The organism is Pseudomonas sp. 43NM1 (genome assembly GCF_002836905.1).
In the GTDB taxonomy this organism is placed as follows: Bacteria; Pseudomonadota; Gammaproteobacteria; order Pseudomonadales; family Pseudomonadaceae; genus Aquipseudomonas; species Aquipseudomonas prosekii.
This window is the reverse complement of the sequence record NZ_MKGS01000113.1, coordinates 103,988-119,056: the sequence shown is the minus strand read 5'-3', so window position 1 is coordinate 119,056 and position 15,069 is coordinate 103,988. Positions and strand designations below refer to the sequence as shown.

General features: G+C 59.5%; 12 protein-coding genes. 5 read left to right on the top strand and 7 right to left on the bottom strand.

Translation table 11 applies throughout. From position 1 onward, the window contains the following. Positions 1-94 precede the first annotated feature (94 nt). The 3 genes from BI292_RS10625 to BI292_RS10615 form a co-directional block, all read right to left on the bottom strand. On the bottom strand, positions 95-595 hold the full coding sequence (locus BI292_RS10625; protein ID WP_101207855.1) for a hypothetical protein: 501 nt from the start codon (positions 593-595) through the stop codon (positions 95-97). Positions 596-788: 193 nt separating this feature from the next. Continuing rightward, the gene (gene lon / locus BI292_RS10620; protein ID WP_092278521.1) at positions 789-3,206 is read right to left on the bottom strand and encodes an endopeptidase La; all 2,418 of its coding nucleotides are present in this window, start codon (positions 3,204-3,206) and stop codon (positions 789-791) included. Positions 3,207-3,453: 247 nt separating this feature from the next. Next, entirely contained in the window at positions 3,454-3,798 is a 345-nt protein-coding gene (locus tag BI292_RS10615) for a hypothetical protein (protein WP_157831247.1), read from the bottom strand. A 233-nt stretch (positions 3,799-4,031) separates the two neighbouring features. Here BI292_RS10615 and BI292_RS28770 point away from each other — a divergent pair, with 233 nt between their 5' ends. Further along, a complete protein-coding gene (locus BI292_RS28770) occupies positions 4,032-4,193 on the top strand; it encodes a hypothetical protein (RefSeq protein WP_157831246.1) in 162 nt (53 codons plus the stop codon). 77 nt (positions 4,194-4,270) lie between these two features. On the opposite strand, the gene BI292_RS10610 is transcribed toward BI292_RS28770, so the two are convergent. Both BI292_RS10610 and BI292_RS10600 read right to left on the bottom strand, forming a co-directional pair. Next, the gene (locus tag BI292_RS10610) at positions 4,271-6,682 is read right to left on the bottom strand and encodes a glucose/quinate/shikimate family membrane-bound PQQ-dependent dehydrogenase (protein ID WP_101207853.1); all 2,412 of its coding nucleotides are present in this window, start codon (positions 6,680-6,682) and stop codon (positions 4,271-4,273) included. A gap of 243 nt (positions 6,683-6,925) precedes the next feature. Then, positions 6,926-8,308: a carbohydrate porin gene (locus BI292_RS10600; protein WP_101207852.1), complete on the bottom strand. Its 1,383-nt coding sequence runs from the start codon at positions 8,306-8,308 to the stop codon at positions 6,926-6,928. Between the two features lie 739 nt (positions 8,309-9,047). On the opposite strand from BI292_RS10600, the gene BI292_RS10595 reads away from it, so the two are divergent. Together BI292_RS10595 and BI292_RS10590 are read left to right on the top strand one after the other, a co-directional pair. Further along, positions 9,048-9,281: a VF530 family DNA-binding protein gene (locus BI292_RS10595; RefSeq protein ID WP_101207851.1), complete on the top strand. Its 234-nt coding sequence runs from the start codon at positions 9,048-9,050 to the stop codon at positions 9,279-9,281. Positions 9,282-9,283: 2 nt separating this feature from the next. Beyond that, the gene (locus tag BI292_RS10590; RefSeq protein WP_101207850.1) at positions 9,284-9,940 is read left to right on the top strand and encodes a Pr6Pr family membrane protein; all 657 of its coding nucleotides are present in this window, start codon (positions 9,284-9,286) and stop codon (positions 9,938-9,940) included. Positions 9,941-10,079: 139 nt separating this feature from the next. On the opposite strand, the gene BI292_RS10585 is transcribed toward BI292_RS10590, so the two are convergent. Both BI292_RS10585 and BI292_RS10580 read right to left on the bottom strand, forming a co-directional pair. Beyond that, positions 10,080-10,865, bottom strand: a complete 786-nt coding sequence (locus BI292_RS10585) for a siderophore-interacting protein (RefSeq protein WP_101207849.1) — start codon at positions 10,863-10,865, stop codon at positions 10,080-10,082. Continuing rightward, positions 10,862-11,437, bottom strand: a complete 576-nt coding sequence (locus tag BI292_RS10580) for a PadR family transcriptional regulator (protein WP_092278535.1) — start codon at positions 11,435-11,437, stop codon at positions 10,862-10,864. The genes BI292_RS10585 and BI292_RS10580 overlap by 4 nt, the downstream gene beginning before the upstream one ends. A 506-nt stretch (positions 11,438-11,943) precedes the next feature. Between BI292_RS10580 and BI292_RS10575 the strand changes: the two genes are divergently transcribed. Then, entirely contained in the window at positions 11,944-12,438 is a 495-nt protein-coding gene (locus BI292_RS10575; protein ID WP_101207848.1) for a CS1 type fimbrial major subunit, read from the top strand. Positions 12,439-12,545: 107 nt separating this feature from the next. Then, entirely contained in the window at positions 12,546-15,068 is a 2,523-nt protein-coding gene (locus tag BI292_RS10570) for a CS1-pili formation C-terminal domain-containing protein (RefSeq protein WP_101207847.1), read from the top strand. Position 15,069: the final 1 nt, after the last annotated feature.

The following is a 15,069-nucleotide window of genomic DNA, read 5'->3' as shown; positions in this document are numbered from 1 at the left end:
AAGGGGGAGCGAGCTGGCGCCCGCAGGTGAGAAATTCAGGTATTCACGACGAGCGTCGAGCAAAGCTGAAGTTGAGACAAAGAGCGAGGATGACTCAACCAATGAGAATGACTGCCAGCCAAACTTCAAAATCGGCTTCAACCTCCAGCTTGAGTCCTGTTCTAGAGGCAGCGGTAAAGTTCAGGCGTCTGGCGGTGTAGTATTCGAAATTCTCCGATACTTCCAGCTCAAGCGTTCCCTCTGTTGTTTCGAATGGCACGAGAAAATGCTGGTTTCCGATATTTTGCATTTCAGAGTAAGCCAACTGAATGATCGGCCCGCTCGTATCGTCTTTGTTGAAGGAATAGGTGCCGGAAGTGATGTCGCCGCTAAGATGCAAGGAAATTCGCCGCTCGCTGTGGCGGCCTCCGCGCTCCGCAATAGCCGTTACCATGAACTCCTTGCCGTCCGACACGTACTCTACTTGTTGAGTATGAAAATTCGCCCGGCGTTTTGTTACTCCGGAGTCGTCCTTGCGAGGAAAACTGGCGTTGAATTCACCTGTAATGTTGGCGAACTGAGTGGCGCGATAGGTAGAAACAGCGAAGTTGCTCATTTTTTTTCTGCCTGGCACTGATAAGAAGAGTCGATGCTTATTGGAAGGCTTGGTGGGGTGAGCGTCTACTGTCAGAACTAACAGTTGAATAGGCCGTTTTGCTATAGGTTCAACCAAATGTGCCTATATTTCGTCACTGAAATAAAAAATGGCCAAGTTTTAATTTGGCCATTTCTTGTGGGGCGTATCAGGATCAGAACAAGATCTTCGCCACGTCCGCAAAGCGCTTGGCGAAGTGCACGGTGATGCCTTCTTTCAGGTAGTCCGGCAATTCTTCGAAACTGCCACGGTTCGGCTCCGGCAGGATCAATTCGAAAATCTTCTGCCGCCGCGCCGCGATGACTTTTTCGCGCACCCCGCCAATCGGCAGCACATGCCCGGTCAGCGTCAGCTCGCCGGTCATGGCGATGCCTTTTTTCGGCGCCTGATTACGTGCGAGCGAGAGCAGGGCGCTGGCCATGGTCACGCCGGCGCTCGGGCCGTCTTTCGGGGTCGCGCCTTCCGGAACGTGCAAGTGGACGAAGGCTTCGTCGAAGAATTTCGGGTCACCGCCAAACGACTTCAGGTTCGAACTGACGTAGCTGTAGGCGATTTCCGCCGACTCTTTCATCACGTCGCCCAGTTGCCCGGTGAGTTTGAAGCCACGGTTGAGCGTGTGAATCCGCGTCGCTTCAATCGGCAACGTCGCGCCGCCCATGCTGGTCCACGCCAGCCCGGTGATGACGCCGGTGCCGGACAGCACTTGTTCGTTGCGAAACACCGGATGGCCGAGTGACGCTTCGAGGTCTTTCGGGCCGATCTTGATCACCGCTTTTGGCTCGTCGATCAACTTGACCACGGCTTTGCGCACCAGTTTGCCCAGCTCTTTTTCCAGGTGGCGCACCCCGGCTTCGCGGGCATAACCGTCGATCAAGGCTTTCAACGCGCTGTCGCTGATGCTTAGGCTGCCTTTCGACACGCCGGCCTTCTCAAGCTGTTTCGGCCACAGGTGACGCTTGGCGATGGCGATTTTTTCTTCGGTGATGTAACCCGACAGACGAATCACTTCCATGCGGTCGAGCAACGGGCCGGGAATCGAATCGAGGGTGTTGGCGGTGCAGATGAACAGGACTTTCGACAGGTCCATGCGCAGGTCGAGGTAGTGGTCGAGGAATTCGACGTTCTGCTCAGGGTCGAGGGTTTCCAGCAGCGCAGAGGCCGGGTCGCCCTGGTAGCTTTGGCCCATCTTGTCGATTTCGTCGAGCATGATCACCGGGTTCATCACTTCGACGTCTTTCAACGCCTGCACCAGTTTGCCCGGCTGCGCGCCGATGTAGGTGCGGCGATGGCCCTTGATCTCGGCTTCGTCGCGCATACCGCCGAGGCTGAAGCGGTAGAACGGCCGGCCCAGCGATTCGGCGATGGATTTGCCGACGCTGGTCTTGCCCACGCCTGGCGGGCCGACCAGCAGCACGATGGAACCGCTGATCTCACCTTTATAAGCACCGACCGCGAGGAATTCGAGGATCCGGTCCTTGATGTCGTCGAGGCCGGCGTGGTGTTTGTCGAGCACTTTGCGCGCGTGCTTGAGGTCGAGTTTGTCGTCGCCGTAAACGCCCCACGGCACCGAGGTCGCCCAGTCGAGGTAGTTGCGCGTGACCGCATACTCCGGCGATCCGGTCTCGAGGATCGACAGCTTGTTCATTTCCTCTTCGATGCGTTTCTGCGCCTGCGCGGGCAGTTTCTTGCTTTCTAGGCGTTGCTGGAACTGTTCGATGTCGGCGCTGCGATCATCCTTGGTCAAGCCGAGTTCTTGCTGGATGACTTTGAGTTGTTCCTTGAGGAAGAACTCGCGCTGGTGCTCGCCGATCTTGCGGTTCACTTCGGCGGAGATTTCTTTCTGCAGGCGCGCGACTTCGACTTCCTTGCGCAGCATCGGCAGGACTTTTTCCATGCGCTTGAGCATCGGCACGCAGTCGAGCACTTCTTGCAGTTCGCTGCCGGTGGCGGAGGTCAGCGCGGCGGCGAAGTCGGTCAGCGGCGACGGATCGTTGGGGCTGAAGCGGTTGAGGTAGTTTTTCAGCTCTTCGCTGTACAGCGGGTTGAGCGGCAGCAGTTCCTTGATCGCGTTGATCAGCGCCATGCCGTAGGCCTTGACCTCGTCGGTCGGCTCGGTCGGCTGGTGCGGGTATTCGACTTCGACGAGGTACGGCGGGCGATGGTGTTTGAGCCAGGTTTTGATGCGGACGCGGGTCAGGCCTTGGGCGACGAATTGCAGTTTGCCGTTTTCGCGACTGGCGTGGTGCACTTTGACCAGGGTGCCGTATTCCGGCAACGCGCCCGTATCGAAATGGCGCGGATCTTCCTGGGGCGTGTCCATGTAGAACAGGGCCAGGGAGTGGTGATCGGATTTGCTGACGAGGTCGAGGGTTTCCGCCCACGGTTCTTCATTAACGATCACCGGCAGCACTTGGGCCGGGAAGAACGGGCGATTGTGGATCGGGATGATGTAAACCTTGTCCGGCAGGTTCTGGCCAGGCAGGGCGAGGCCTTTGCCGGTGGAGTGGTGTTCGATGTGGTCTGTTTCGCTGAATTCGGTGGGGTCTTCGGGGAATTCTTGCTGGTCGCTCATGGGGCACCTGCGCAATGGAGTATGGGTCTTAGATGGGGCAGGTGGGGGGTGGTTTCAATGGCTGTGGATATTTCAGGGGGTGTGTTCAGGGTTTTGACAGATTTATGCGCGAATCGCACCCGCCTCGATTTACGCGATCCGTCCTGTAGGAGCTGCCGAAGGCTGCGATCTTTTGACTTTGATTTTCAAGATCAAAAGCGAAAGCGGTAATTCAGTCGACATCCACTCCGAATGTAAGCCGCCTCCATCACGGGAGCAGGCGCTGCAACTCACGCTGAGCTTCAATAATCTGCTCAGACAGTTCTGCCAAGGTATGCGCCGGTTTAATCCATAACGGAGTTTCCCAATCCCGATCCTCGATCACCACCACCTGAAAGGCTCCCTCTTCATCGAACTCGGGATACCAGCCGACATCCAGCAGCAAATGCTCGCCGTATTCGACTTGCAGCAGGTCTTCCTTGAGCGAGTCGATCTGACTGGGCAGGGGCTGGTCGGTCAGGCGCGACAGGTCATTGAAGGTGATTTTGCCGGTGAGCATGCTCAGGTCGAGCCTTCGGTTATTACCGGGTGGTGTAGGGGGAAGTTGTTTCATCTCTTTTTCATCGCGTGGCGGTCTCGGCTTTGGCGAGCAAGGTTCCTCGATTCGGGTTCCAACTCTGCATCCGGAAGACGTTCGATGCCAACTCGAATATAAGGCGCAGATTTTATCTCGTTAGATTCTTGAGCAACTGTTAGTTCTTACAGTAGACGGGGTTACCGAGAGCATTAACCTTTAAGGGGCTGACTTACCCAGCGTCGTTTCCAGATCTGATAAGGAGATTCGATATGAGCGAGCCCAAATCCACCGTGTACAAAGGATTTACCATTTACGAATATGATGGCGGTCAACGTTTTCAGATTGCTTATGCGTGGGGTGTCAGTGGTTTCTTTGCGACACTCCATGAGGCCCAGCTATCTATCGATTATCAACTGGCTAACGCCAACTAATCATCGTGCAGGTAGTGACACATAAAAAAAGGCGACCCCCTCACAGGAGTCGCCTTTCGATTAACCGCCGCTAAACCTTACTCGGACAGTTTGTACGCCATCACATAGTCACCCTGCTTGGTGCCCAGCGACCCGTGACCGCCCGCAACAACGAGCACGTATTGCTTGCCGTCCTTGCCGGTGTAGGTCATCGGTGTGGTTTGGGCGCCTGCTGGCAGGCGGCCTTCCCACAGTTGCTTGCCGTTTTTGACGTCGTAGGCGCGCAGGTACTGGTCGAGGGTGCCGCTCAGGAAGGCGACGCCACCGGCAGTGGTGAACGTGCCGCCCAGGCTTGGGACGCCCATGCTCAGCGGGATTGGAACCGGCGAGCTGTCGCGCACGGTGCCGTTTTTGTGTTTCCAGATGGTTTTGCTGGTGGTCAGGTCGACCGCCGCCACGTAACCCCAGGCCGGCGCCTGGCACGGCAGGCCCATTGGCGAGAGCAGGGCTTCGAGGACTACGCCGTACGGCGCGCCTTTGTTTGGCTGCACGCCTTCGGTTTCGCTTTTACGCGGGCCTTGCGCGGCGATTTCGGCGGCCGGGATCATTTTCGATTTGAACGCCATGTAGCTCGGGTTCACGAAAGCGATCTGACGGACCGGGTCAACCGAGATACCGCCCCAGTCGAACACGCCGAAGTTGCCTGGATAAACAATCGAACCCTGCAGCGATGGCGGCGTGAACGGGCCGTCGTAGCGCATGGATTTGAAGTCGATCCGGCAGATCAGTTGGTCGAACGGGGTCACGCCCCACATGTCGCGCTCTTGCAGCGGCGGCGGCATCAGGTTGAGGTCGGATTTCGGTTGGGTCGGCGAAGTGTGATCACCTTCGACAGCGCCTTGTGGCACCGGCACTTCGTTGATCGGCACGATCGCTTGGCCGTTGGTACGGTCCAGCACGTAGATGCTGCCTTGCTTGGTGGACGCAAGTACCGCTGGCTTGACGCCGTCAGCGGTTTTCAGGTCCATCAGGGTTGGCTGGCCACCGACGTCCATGTCCCACAGGTCATGGTGGGTGAACTGGAAGTGCCATTTGACTTGACCGGTAGCGATGTCGAGGGCGGTCAGGCCGGCGGCATGCAGTTCCGATTCAGGGGTGCGCGCACCGCCGAACTGGTCCGGAGTCTGGTTGCCCATCGGCAGGTAGAGCATGCCGAGTTTTTCGTCGACGGCGAACATGGACCACATGTTCGGCGAGTTGCGAGTGTAGGTCTGGCCTTCGGCAATCGGCGTGGTGTCGTCCGGGTTGCCGCTGTCCCAGTTCCACACCAGTTTGCCGGTGTGCACGTCGAACGCGCGGATCACGCCGCTAGGCTCGTCGGTGGAGACGTTATCGGTGACGTGACCGCCAATCACTACCAGGTCTTTGGTGACGGCTGGAGGCGAGGTGGAGTAGTAACCGCCGGCGGCGAAGCTGCCGATGTTGGCGCGCAGGTCAACCTGGCCCTTGTCGCCGAAGTCTTCACACATTTTGCCGGTGTCGGCGTCGAGTGCGATCAGGCGAGTGTCGGCGGTTGGCAGGAAGATCCGGCGTGGGCACACGGCGCTGACTGGCGCGGTGCTCGCAGTGCCGGTCGGGCTCTGCTCGGAAGCGTAGACGGCGTCATCGTGATACGACACGCCACGGCAAGTCATGTGTGCCCAACCCTTGAAGTTCGCCGCGTTTTGCGTGGAGAGCTTCGGATCGAAACGCCAGATTTCCTTGCCGGTGTCCGGGTCCAGCGCGATCACCTGGCTGTGCGGCGTGCAGACGTAGAGCATGCCGTTGACTTTCAGCGGGGTGTTTTCGGCGGTGGTTTCGCCCGGATCGTTAGGGCCAGGGATGTCACCGGTGCGGTACGTCCAGGCTGGGACCAGCTTGTGGGCGTTCTGCGGGGTGATCTGCGCCAGTGGCGAATAACGATCGCCGTGCGCGCTGCGACCGTAGGAATTCCAGTCACCGTCCGGCATCGCCGGGGCCGTGTTGGTCATGCCCGGAACGCTGTCGCGATCCAGTTGACCTTTGGTTTCACCCGGGTTGGTGAACTGGCTGGCCAGTGCAGCGGCGCCCGCGAGCACCACGGCCACGCTCAGCGCGCCAGTGCCCATCGGCGCAGCGCCGGTGCGCAACAGCGGACGGCGGAACCACGGCAGCAGCATGACGATGCCCAGGGCAAACAACAGCGCCAGACGCGGCACCAATTGCCACCAGTCGAGGCCGACTTCCCACAATGCCCAAACGGTACTGGCGAACAGCACCAGCGCGTACAGGCCCAGTGCCGCACGGCGAGCCATGATCAGCAAAATGCCGCTCAGCGCCAGGCCGATACCGGCCAGCAGGTAATACAGCGAGCCGCCGAGCATGCTCAGCTTGATACCCCCGGCCAGCATGGCCAGGCCCATTAGCAGAAGCAGGATACCGAGCAGGCTCGGTAGCAGGCGGCTTCGACTCAAAGCACCATCAGTGCTCATAGTGTGGTTCTCCGTGACGTTTTAAGTAGTCCCGCGCAAGTTCACTGTAGATGACGATCCGGCGTGGGCATGGTTCAGTTAAAAAGTGTTCAGTTAAAAAGTGTTCAGTTAACAACTGAGTACCTGCGCAGTCTCCAGTAGGAGCGAGGCTTGCCCGCGAAGGCGGCGTGTCAGTCAACATCAACGTTGAATGTAATGGCCTCTTCGCGGGCAAGCCTCGCTCCTACCGGGTTGGCAGCAGCCTCAGAACGAAGTGGTGATCTTGATCCCGCCAATCAGCGCGTCATCGACCTTGTCCACGCCACCCGGGTGGCGGATGTATTGCAGGTTCGGGCGCACGGTCAGCCAGTTGGTCACGTGCACACCGTAATAAAGCTCGGCGCTGTATTCGGTGTCTTGCGGCGGCACGAACGTCGCGTCGTCGTAGTCATAAACCGCGCGCGCCTGATTGATCGCCTCGGCGTTCTTGCGATAGGCCGGGTTGACGTGAACCCGCGCCATGGCAAAACCGATGTCGTCCTTGGCGCGTGCATCGAACAAGCCTTTGTAGACGACGCCGGCCTGGACATAGTTGTCGATGGCGTTGGTCTTCTTGTCGTGCATCGTGCCGTTGGCGAACACACTCAAACCACGGGAATTGTCGCTGGCGCGGCTGGTGATCTGCTGCTGCACGCCCAGCCACACGCCGTGCTTGCTCGACGCGCTGCGATAGGCTTCGCCGCTCAGGGCCGCAGGCTGGCCGTTGCGATCCTTGTAGGCGTCGGTGGCGTTCGCGTTGCTGTAGTAATAACCGGCGCGGTACTCGCCCGGCAGGCCGTTGAACTTCGGCGTCCACACCAGCTCGACCGGCAGGATCGCGCCTTGAGTGCCGCTGCCGCTGAGCTTGAAGCCGTTGTTGCGATCAAGGTTCGACGGGTTCTGCTCATACGCGCCGACCTGCGCATACAGCTCTGGCGTCAGGTGATATTTGACGCGCATCGCCCATTGGCTGACCGGCCAGTTGTACCAGATGCCGCCGACCCAGTTGCCGACCTGCGAGCCGCAGAACGCCAGGTTCTGGAAGTCGCAGGGGAAGCTGTTGAAGTCTTCGCCCTCGCCAAAGCGGCCGACCTTGATGTCGAGCTTCTGGTCGAAGAATTTCTGCTGATACCACATCTGCGTCAGGCGCCAGGTCTGGCCACGGCCCCAGACTTCCTGGGCCGAGGTGAAACCGCCGACCCGTGGATCGTTGATCCGGTCGTTGCTGATGTTGTTGCCGCTGCGTTCGGTGACGGTCAGCTGAAATTCGGCATCGTCCCAACCGAGGATCTTCTGCAAGTCCAGATGCGTGCCGAGGCCGAACTGGTCGCTGTAGCGCGCCGTGCGGTCGTGGTCATAACCGCCGTGCAGGTTGCTGCCCATTTCGCCGGTGTAATCGACTTTGAAGTCGTAGCCTTTTTCCGCGAGTTCGGTGCGCGTGCCGTTCCAGTCGCCGAGCATCCACGGCGACTCGCTGTCGAAGGCCGGGGCGGCGTGAACGCAGGTGGCGAGGCCGAAGGCGCTGAGGCCGCCGATCAGGTTCAGGGCTTTTCGCTGGGCAACAGGCATGCGGACAGCGCTGTCTCGCAGAGTAGGAAAATCAGGCATGGGTAAGTCGTTCTTGATCTTTTTCAGGGGGGTGAACTGAAGCGGCAGTATGTCGCGGGCAGCAGAAGCGATTCAGCTTGACGGGCGCAAGGATAATGTCCTGTTACAAATAGAGAAAGCGCTTTTCCTGACATGGATCATTTCGGATTCGGTAACAGTCGCCTGCGACCGCGCGTCGCACGACATTCATCGACCCTGTAGGAGCAGAGCTTGCTCGCGATGGCGGTGGGTCAGTCGACGACGATGTTGCCGGTGCGACCGCCTGTGGGAGCCGAGCTTGCTCGCGATGGCGGTGGGTCAGTCGACGAAGATGTTGCCGGTGCAAACGCCTGTAGGAGCAGAGCTTGCTCGCGAAAGCGGTGGGTCAGTCGACGACGATGTTGCCGATGCGGACGCCTTCGCGAGCAAGCTCTGCTCCTACAGTGGGGGGCGGTGGGTCAGTCGACGACGATGTTATCCGTGCGAACGCCTGTAGGAGCAGAGCTTGCTCGCGAAAGCGGTGTGTCAGTCAATGAAGATATTGCCGGTGCGGACGTCTTCGCGAGCAAGCTCTGCTCCTACAGTGGGGGGCGGTGCGTCAGTCAATGAAGATATTGCCGGTGCGAACGTCTTCGCGAGCAAGCTTTGCTCCCACGGTTGGTGGTCGGGATGGCCTACAGTTAACGGAGCGCTTCCACCCGGCGAAGGCCTCGGCTAAGGTGCGCGGCTTCTTCAAACTTTCTTCGCGCAAAGGCCCGGCATGACCGAACACAACGACAACAACCCGCTGCACGGCGTGACGCTGGAGCAAATCCTCAACGCCCTGGTCGCACACTACGAGTGGGCGGGGCTGGCCGAGCGCATCGACATTCGTTGCTTCAAGAGCGATCCGAGCATCAAGTCGAGCCTGACCTTCCTGCGCAAAACCCCGTGGGCGCGGGAGAAAGTCGAGCGCCTGTACGTCAAACTGATGCGCACCAAGCGTCCCCTCTGACTATGCGTGCCTTATCGACGCCGGGTTCTGCCGCAAGGCGTCGGTGTATCGCCGTGGCGGCCGTGCTCGGTTGGGCCGGCTTGAGCATTCAGCTGTACCTGATTCTCGGCTCACGCTGGAGCATCGGCGCCAGCCTGCTCGGCGGGCTGATGGCGTTTTTCAGTTTTTTTACCGTGGTCACCAACACGCTGGTCGCAGTGGTGCTGAGCTATGCACTGACCACGCGCGAATCGGCGGCGCGGCGCTGGTTTCTGCAACCGTCGGTGAGCAGCGGCGTGGCGGTCAGCATCGCCGTGGTCGGCATTGCCTACAGCGTATTGCTGCGGCATTTGTGGCATCCCGAAGGTTGGCAATTGATCGCCGACGAATTGCTCCACGACATCATGCCGCTGCTGTTCCTGATCTATTGGTGGTGCTGCGTGCCCAAAGGCACTTTGCGCCTGCGCCACATCGCGCTGTGGGTGATTTATCCGCTGGTCTATTTTGCTTTCGCGCTGCTGCGCGGGCACGTGCTGAGCGCTTACCCGTATCCGTTCATTGACGTGCCGACGCTGGGTTATCCACAGGTGTTTATCAATGCCGGGGGGATTTTGGCGGGGTTTGTGCTGATGGCGCTGCTGGTAATCGGGCTCGATCGCTGGCGAAAACCGATCCGATAACACCGCAGACCTGTAGGAGCGAGGCTTGCCCGCGAAAGCGCTGTGTCAGTCAGTAAAGTTGTCGACTGACACACCGCCTTCGCGGGCAAGCCTCGCTCCTACAGGGGCTCGGCGTCGAGGGGATGTGGATTGAAGCGGGTTACTCCTCGTCGCTGCCTTCGGCGCGCCAGTAACCGGCGGCTTTGACGAACTGCTCATTCAGCCCATGCTCATCCAGCAGCACCCGGCGAATCTGCCGCGACACCTTGGTTTCCGTCGCCACCCACGCGTACAAATCGCCGCTCGGCACTTGCAGTTGCTTCACCGCGTTCAGCAGATTGTTGGTGCCGCCGTCGCGCAATACCCAAATCACATTGACCTGCGCCGGGCTCGGCAGAGCCTGCTGTTCAGCGCCGTTCTCGACTTCAATGATCACCAGCGCGCGGCGATTGGCCGCCAGGCCTTCGAGGCGGCGGGCGATAGCGGGCAGGGAGGTTTCATCGCCGATCAGCAGATAGCTGTCAAAAATATCCGGCACGATCATCGAGCCGCGTGGCCCGGCGATGTGCAGCGATTGCCCCGGTTGCGCCTGTTCCGCCCAGGTCGAGGCAGGGCCGTCGCCGTGCAGGACGAAATCGATGTCCAGCTCCAGCGCGTCGAGGTCATAACGACGCGGCGTGTAATCGCGCATCGGCGGCATCGGCTGATCGGACTTGCCGGCGCCAAGCACCAGGGTTTCCAGGGCGGCCGTTTGCGCCGCGTTCTGCGGGAACAGCAGTTTGACGTGATCATCCGTGCCGAGGCTGACGAACCCCGCCAATTCCGGCCCGCCGACCGTGATGCGGCGCATGCGCGGCGTCAGGTCCACCACCCGCAGCACCTCCAGCCGACGACGTTTGATTTCATGCATCACGCGGTGAATGGTCTGGGTATCAACGGCAGTCATTCGGGTTTCTCCTGTGCGGCTTGAACGGCGGGGCCGTCGACAATGGCTTTGGCGGTGTTGTTGAGCAGGGTCGCGACACGCACGATTTCTTCGGCGCTCCAGCGCCCGTGATGCAGTTGCAAGGCGTGGCGCAGGTTATGCACCGCCTCGTGAATTTCTGCCGGGCGATCATGCCCGCGCAATGAACGTTTGCTGACGTCGATGCGCATCCGCACACCTTCCAGGGCAATCGCCTGATCGCTCAAGGACAAGCGCCCGGCGTCGGTGATGCTGTAGCGTTTTTTCCCGCCCTCGGCGTCGCCGCTGATCATTTCGCTTTCTTCCAGAAACGTCAGCGTCGGGTAGATCACGCCGGGGCTGGGGCTGTAGGCGCCGTCGAACATACCTTCGATCTGGCGGATCAAGTCGTAGCCGTGGCACGGCTGTTCGGCGATCAGCGCCAGCAGCAGCAATTTCAGGTCGCCCGGGGCGAAGACCCGTGGGCCACGGCCGCCGCGTTCGCGTCCGGGGCGTTTCTCGAAGCCGTCGCGGCCGTCACCGTGTTCGCGGTGGTGGGAATGATGGTCTCTCATTTTCCAATTCTCCTGACGTGTTTAGATACAACTTAAGATATATCTTTGGCGTCAAGCAAGGCGATTCGACCAACGGCGCAGGACGTTGCTGGTCCGCGCGTGGGAAATTGTTCCTCGCCGGCGTCCGATTGTTCGCAATGCGTCGGAGGAAGAATGGAAGTAACCGGATGTATATATTTGCCCCTCGAAAATTAGTGCTACTTCTCTAAAACAGTGTTTTCGCCTAATGTTCATTGAGTCCCGGATATTGAACTCGTACCCCATGTTTCTGTATGGGAAACACAACTAATCTGTCGGTAGTCTTATTCTTACGGTCACTCGGCGTTATTGCGGTTTTTTGGTTATTTTTCTTCCCGCCATATGCCTTGAGGACTACGCGCTCGCCAGAAGCGTCCTGCTTACTTAAAGTTTCAATTGGTTGATCATGCCTCCGCGTTCAATGTTCAAGTCCACGACTTGTTAGAACCTTCAACGCTTTATCTCATTTAAGTAACAGGGAGTTAACCATGTTCAAGAAGTTTTCAGTTTCCGCGCCGCTGGCTGTTCTGGTCTTTGCTTCGACCGCTGCATTGGCCAAGGATGACGCCAGCACTACTATCAACATCAAGGCTGAAATTCCGACCAAGCAGTTTCATGCCCAGCCGCGCGATCCGAACTTCGGTCGCGACGAAACCATGGTCTTCAACACGGTGACCGGTGAACTCAATAGCCTGCGTCAGACGTACGACCTGAAAAACACTGACGGTTCCATCAATGCCTACATCGAGGGCGGTACCGCAGCGCTCTACAACGGTGCTTCGGCAATCCCGCTGACCATCTCCATCGGCGGTGTCGTGCTGGACGGCACGTCCAAGGAAATTGCCGGTGATGTGCCCTCCAACCCAGGCATGCAAGCGGACATGATCATCGCCGCCACCAAGCCTACAGATACCCAAACGGGCCTGTTTACCGGCAGTCCAGTGGTGATGTTCGACGCCGTTCCGCGCACCGTCACGCCGTGAAGGGCAACCCTTCGGTTCGTTGACTGAAACACCCCGATCGGCTCGTCACCCTGACCGGCCGACCGGGTTCCACCGTATCTACCGTCCGTATTCAGAGTATCTGGTTCATGTTCCCGATGACGCCCATCGCGACAGCGCTCGCCTTGCTGTTTTGTTCATCAGTGCTGGCTGCGCCAACTAACGGTAATACTGCGCCGCGCTCTTTGCTGGCTCAGGCCAAAGGTCTTCCTGCGGAGTTTGAAGAACACTTCTTTGATGTTCCGTTGGCAGTTCGAATTGAACGTGATCAACAGTTCATGGGAGAAGCAATGGTGGTGTTATCACGTGACGATCGTATTACGTTACTTGAAATGACCGACATTCGAGACAGTGACCTCAAAGCCCCTGAACGCGACGCGCTGGCGACTTATCTCAAACAAGGCGTGCCTCTTGGGGCGTGCTCTGCCAACTGTCCGGCCAACTTGCTGGCCGTGCATTACAGCCTGGAAAACTCCCTGGTTTCGCTCGTTACCGAAAACGCTGAACGCGACGACCAACCCCAGGCTTACTACGAACAACCTCAGCACGGCAGCACCGGCCTGATCGTGCGCAATCAATTGAATCTCAACGGTGGCCAGGACCAGGACCTCGGCGGACGCTACGGCCTGGAGGCGAGCAGCAGCCTCGGCAACTGGACCCAGAGCGTCAACCTGCAACTGGCCCGTCTCGGTGGTTTCGACGACCAGCTCTATCACGCGGTGCACGAGCTCTATACCCAGCGGGAACTGCAAGGCAGTTTTCTGCGCCTGGGCTATTTCATGCCCAATTCCGAAGGCCTCAGCCGCCAGCCGCGCGCCTTTGGTCCCAGCCCGGACACGGCGGTCGGCGTTATGTATGGCAGCTCCGACAGCCTGGCCATCGACAACCCGAAACCCAGCGTTTATCCGATTTACGTCACCGCCAATCGCCTCGGTTCGGTGGAGATTTATCGCAACGGGTTGCTGATCAACACGCAACCGGTGCCCGCCGGTTTGCAGACGCTTGATACCCGGCCACTGCCCGGGGGCATCTACGAGGTCGAAGTGCGATTGATCGAGGACGGTCAAATCACTTCGACCACGCAGGAGTTGGTCTACAAACCCAATAACTGGCGCAACCACGACCAACGCTGGCGCTATAACCTGTTCGCCGGGCGCGAAAGCAAACTGCTGAGCAACTGGGAAGAGCAGGCCGACGGCGGCATGTCTGCCGGCGCCGCGCTCAACTATTTGCTGCACCCGCGCGTGGTGCTGGGATTGTCGGCGCGCCAGGTCCGTGAACAGTTGCAGTACGGCTCGTCGGTCGATTGGACCGTGGCCAACAATGCCAGCCTGTTCGCCAACATTTACCAGACCGAAGACCACGGCACTGGCGTCGATCTGCAAGCGCTTTACAGCTACGGCCTCGGCACTGTCGTCGCCAGCCACAATCGCAGTTGGCTCGACACGCGCAACACCTACGAAACCTTGCCCGACGGCACACGCATTCGTCAGCGCAATGTGTTCACTGGCGAAACCAGCAATTCCTCGCTGTCGCTGACCCATCGCTTGAACAACCGTACTTCGCTGAACGGCCGGGTGTCGCACAGCGAGGGCAATGTCGAAGGCGTCGGCCTCGATCTCGGCTGGACCCAGCGCAGCAACCTGTTCGGCAGTGACGCCAATTGGCGTTTCACCGTGTTCGATCGGCCGGCCAGCACCAGCAGCGGCGACAAACGCAACCGTGGCGTCGACCTCAGCGTGAGCCTGGCGCTCGGCGGGCCGGGCGAGCAAATCTCCGGCAGCATCGGCTCGCGCACTTCGCGCGATGGCCGCCGCGACCACAACGCTTCGCTGACCTATCGCAAGGACTTGCAGGACTTCGTGCTGCAAAGCGTCTCGGCCACGGCGATTGCCGATACCTACGGCGTCGGTATCTCGGGGACGACCAACTTCATGACCGACACAGTGCTCGGCGATGCTTTCGCCCAGCGCTCGTCGTACAGCGGCGACATCACCGGCGGCCTCAACCTGGACAGCACGTTCGCCGTCGGCGGGCAGAAAATGGTCCTGACCAGTCAGCATCAGGGCCGCGGCGCCGGGATGATCATTGACGTCGAATCCGATGTCGAGGACATCGCCCTGCGCGCCGACGACCTCAGCGGCGGCAGTACCGCGTTGCGTGCGGGGCGCAATTTTGTGCCGATCACCGCGTACCGCAACGGCGCGGTGAGTTTCGATTTCGAGGGCAACCACGTGCCGGCCGCCAACATTCAGCCGCCGCGCATGAGTTATCACCTGAACAAGGGCGGCGTGGCGTATCGCAAGGTCCAGGTGATGAAAACCGTGACCGTGCTCGGGCGCCTGATCGATCCGCAAGGGCATCCATTGAAAGGGCATCACATCATCAACCACGCCAGCCGTGGGGTGAGCGAGGTCGATGGGTTCTTCTCGATGGAAATGAACGCCAGTTCACCGACCCTGCAAGTGCGTCGGGGCGACCAATTGCTCTGCCAGTTCCGCCTCGATACCCGCGCAGCGCGTATCGAACAGGATGTGCTGATGATCGGCGATCTGCGCTGCACACCGGACACGCTGGCCGACAGCTCATTTAATTCTGAAACGGCAGGCTGAT

What these genes read in the sequence shown, in the direction of transcription:
- BI292_RS10625 (WP_101207855.1), bottom strand. Translation starts at nt 595, where the DNA reads ATGAGCAACTTCGCTGTTTCTACCTATCGCGCCACTCAGTTCGCCAAC.
- lon (WP_092278521.1), bottom strand. Translation starts at nt 3,206, where the DNA reads ATGAGCGACCAGCAAGAATTCCCCGAAGACCCCACCGAATTCAGCGAA.
- BI292_RS10615 (WP_157831247.1), bottom strand. Translation starts at nt 3,798, where the DNA reads ATGAAACAACTTCCCCCTACACCACCCGGTAATAACCGAAGGCTCGAC.
- BI292_RS28770 (WP_157831246.1), top strand. Translation starts at nt 4,032, where the DNA reads ATGAGCGAGCCCAAATCCACCGTGTACAAAGGATTTACCATTTACGAA.
- BI292_RS10610 (WP_101207853.1), bottom strand. Translation starts at nt 6,682, where the DNA reads ATGAGCACTGATGGTGCTTTGAGTCGAAGCCGCCTGCTACCGAGCCTG.
- BI292_RS10600 (WP_101207852.1), bottom strand. Translation starts at nt 8,308, where the DNA reads ATGCCTGATTTTCCTACTCTGCGAGACAGCGCTGTCCGCATGCCTGTT.
- BI292_RS10595 (WP_101207851.1), top strand. Translation starts at nt 9,048, where the DNA reads ATGACCGAACACAACGACAACAACCCGCTGCACGGCGTGACGCTGGAG.
- BI292_RS10590 (WP_101207850.1), top strand. Translation starts at nt 9,284, where the DNA reads ATGCGTGCCTTATCGACGCCGGGTTCTGCCGCAAGGCGTCGGTGTATC.
- BI292_RS10585 (WP_101207849.1), bottom strand. Translation starts at nt 10,865, where the DNA reads ATGACTGCCGTTGATACCCAGACCATTCACCGCGTGATGCATGAAATC.
- BI292_RS10580 (WP_092278535.1), bottom strand. Translation starts at nt 11,437, where the DNA reads ATGAGAGACCATCATTCCCACCACCGCGAACACGGTGACGGCCGCGAC.
- BI292_RS10575 (WP_101207848.1), top strand. Translation starts at nt 11,944, where the DNA reads ATGTTCAAGAAGTTTTCAGTTTCCGCGCCGCTGGCTGTTCTGGTCTTT.
- BI292_RS10570 (WP_101207847.1), top strand. Translation starts at nt 12,546, where the DNA reads ATGTTCCCGATGACGCCCATCGCGACAGCGCTCGCCTTGCTGTTTTGT.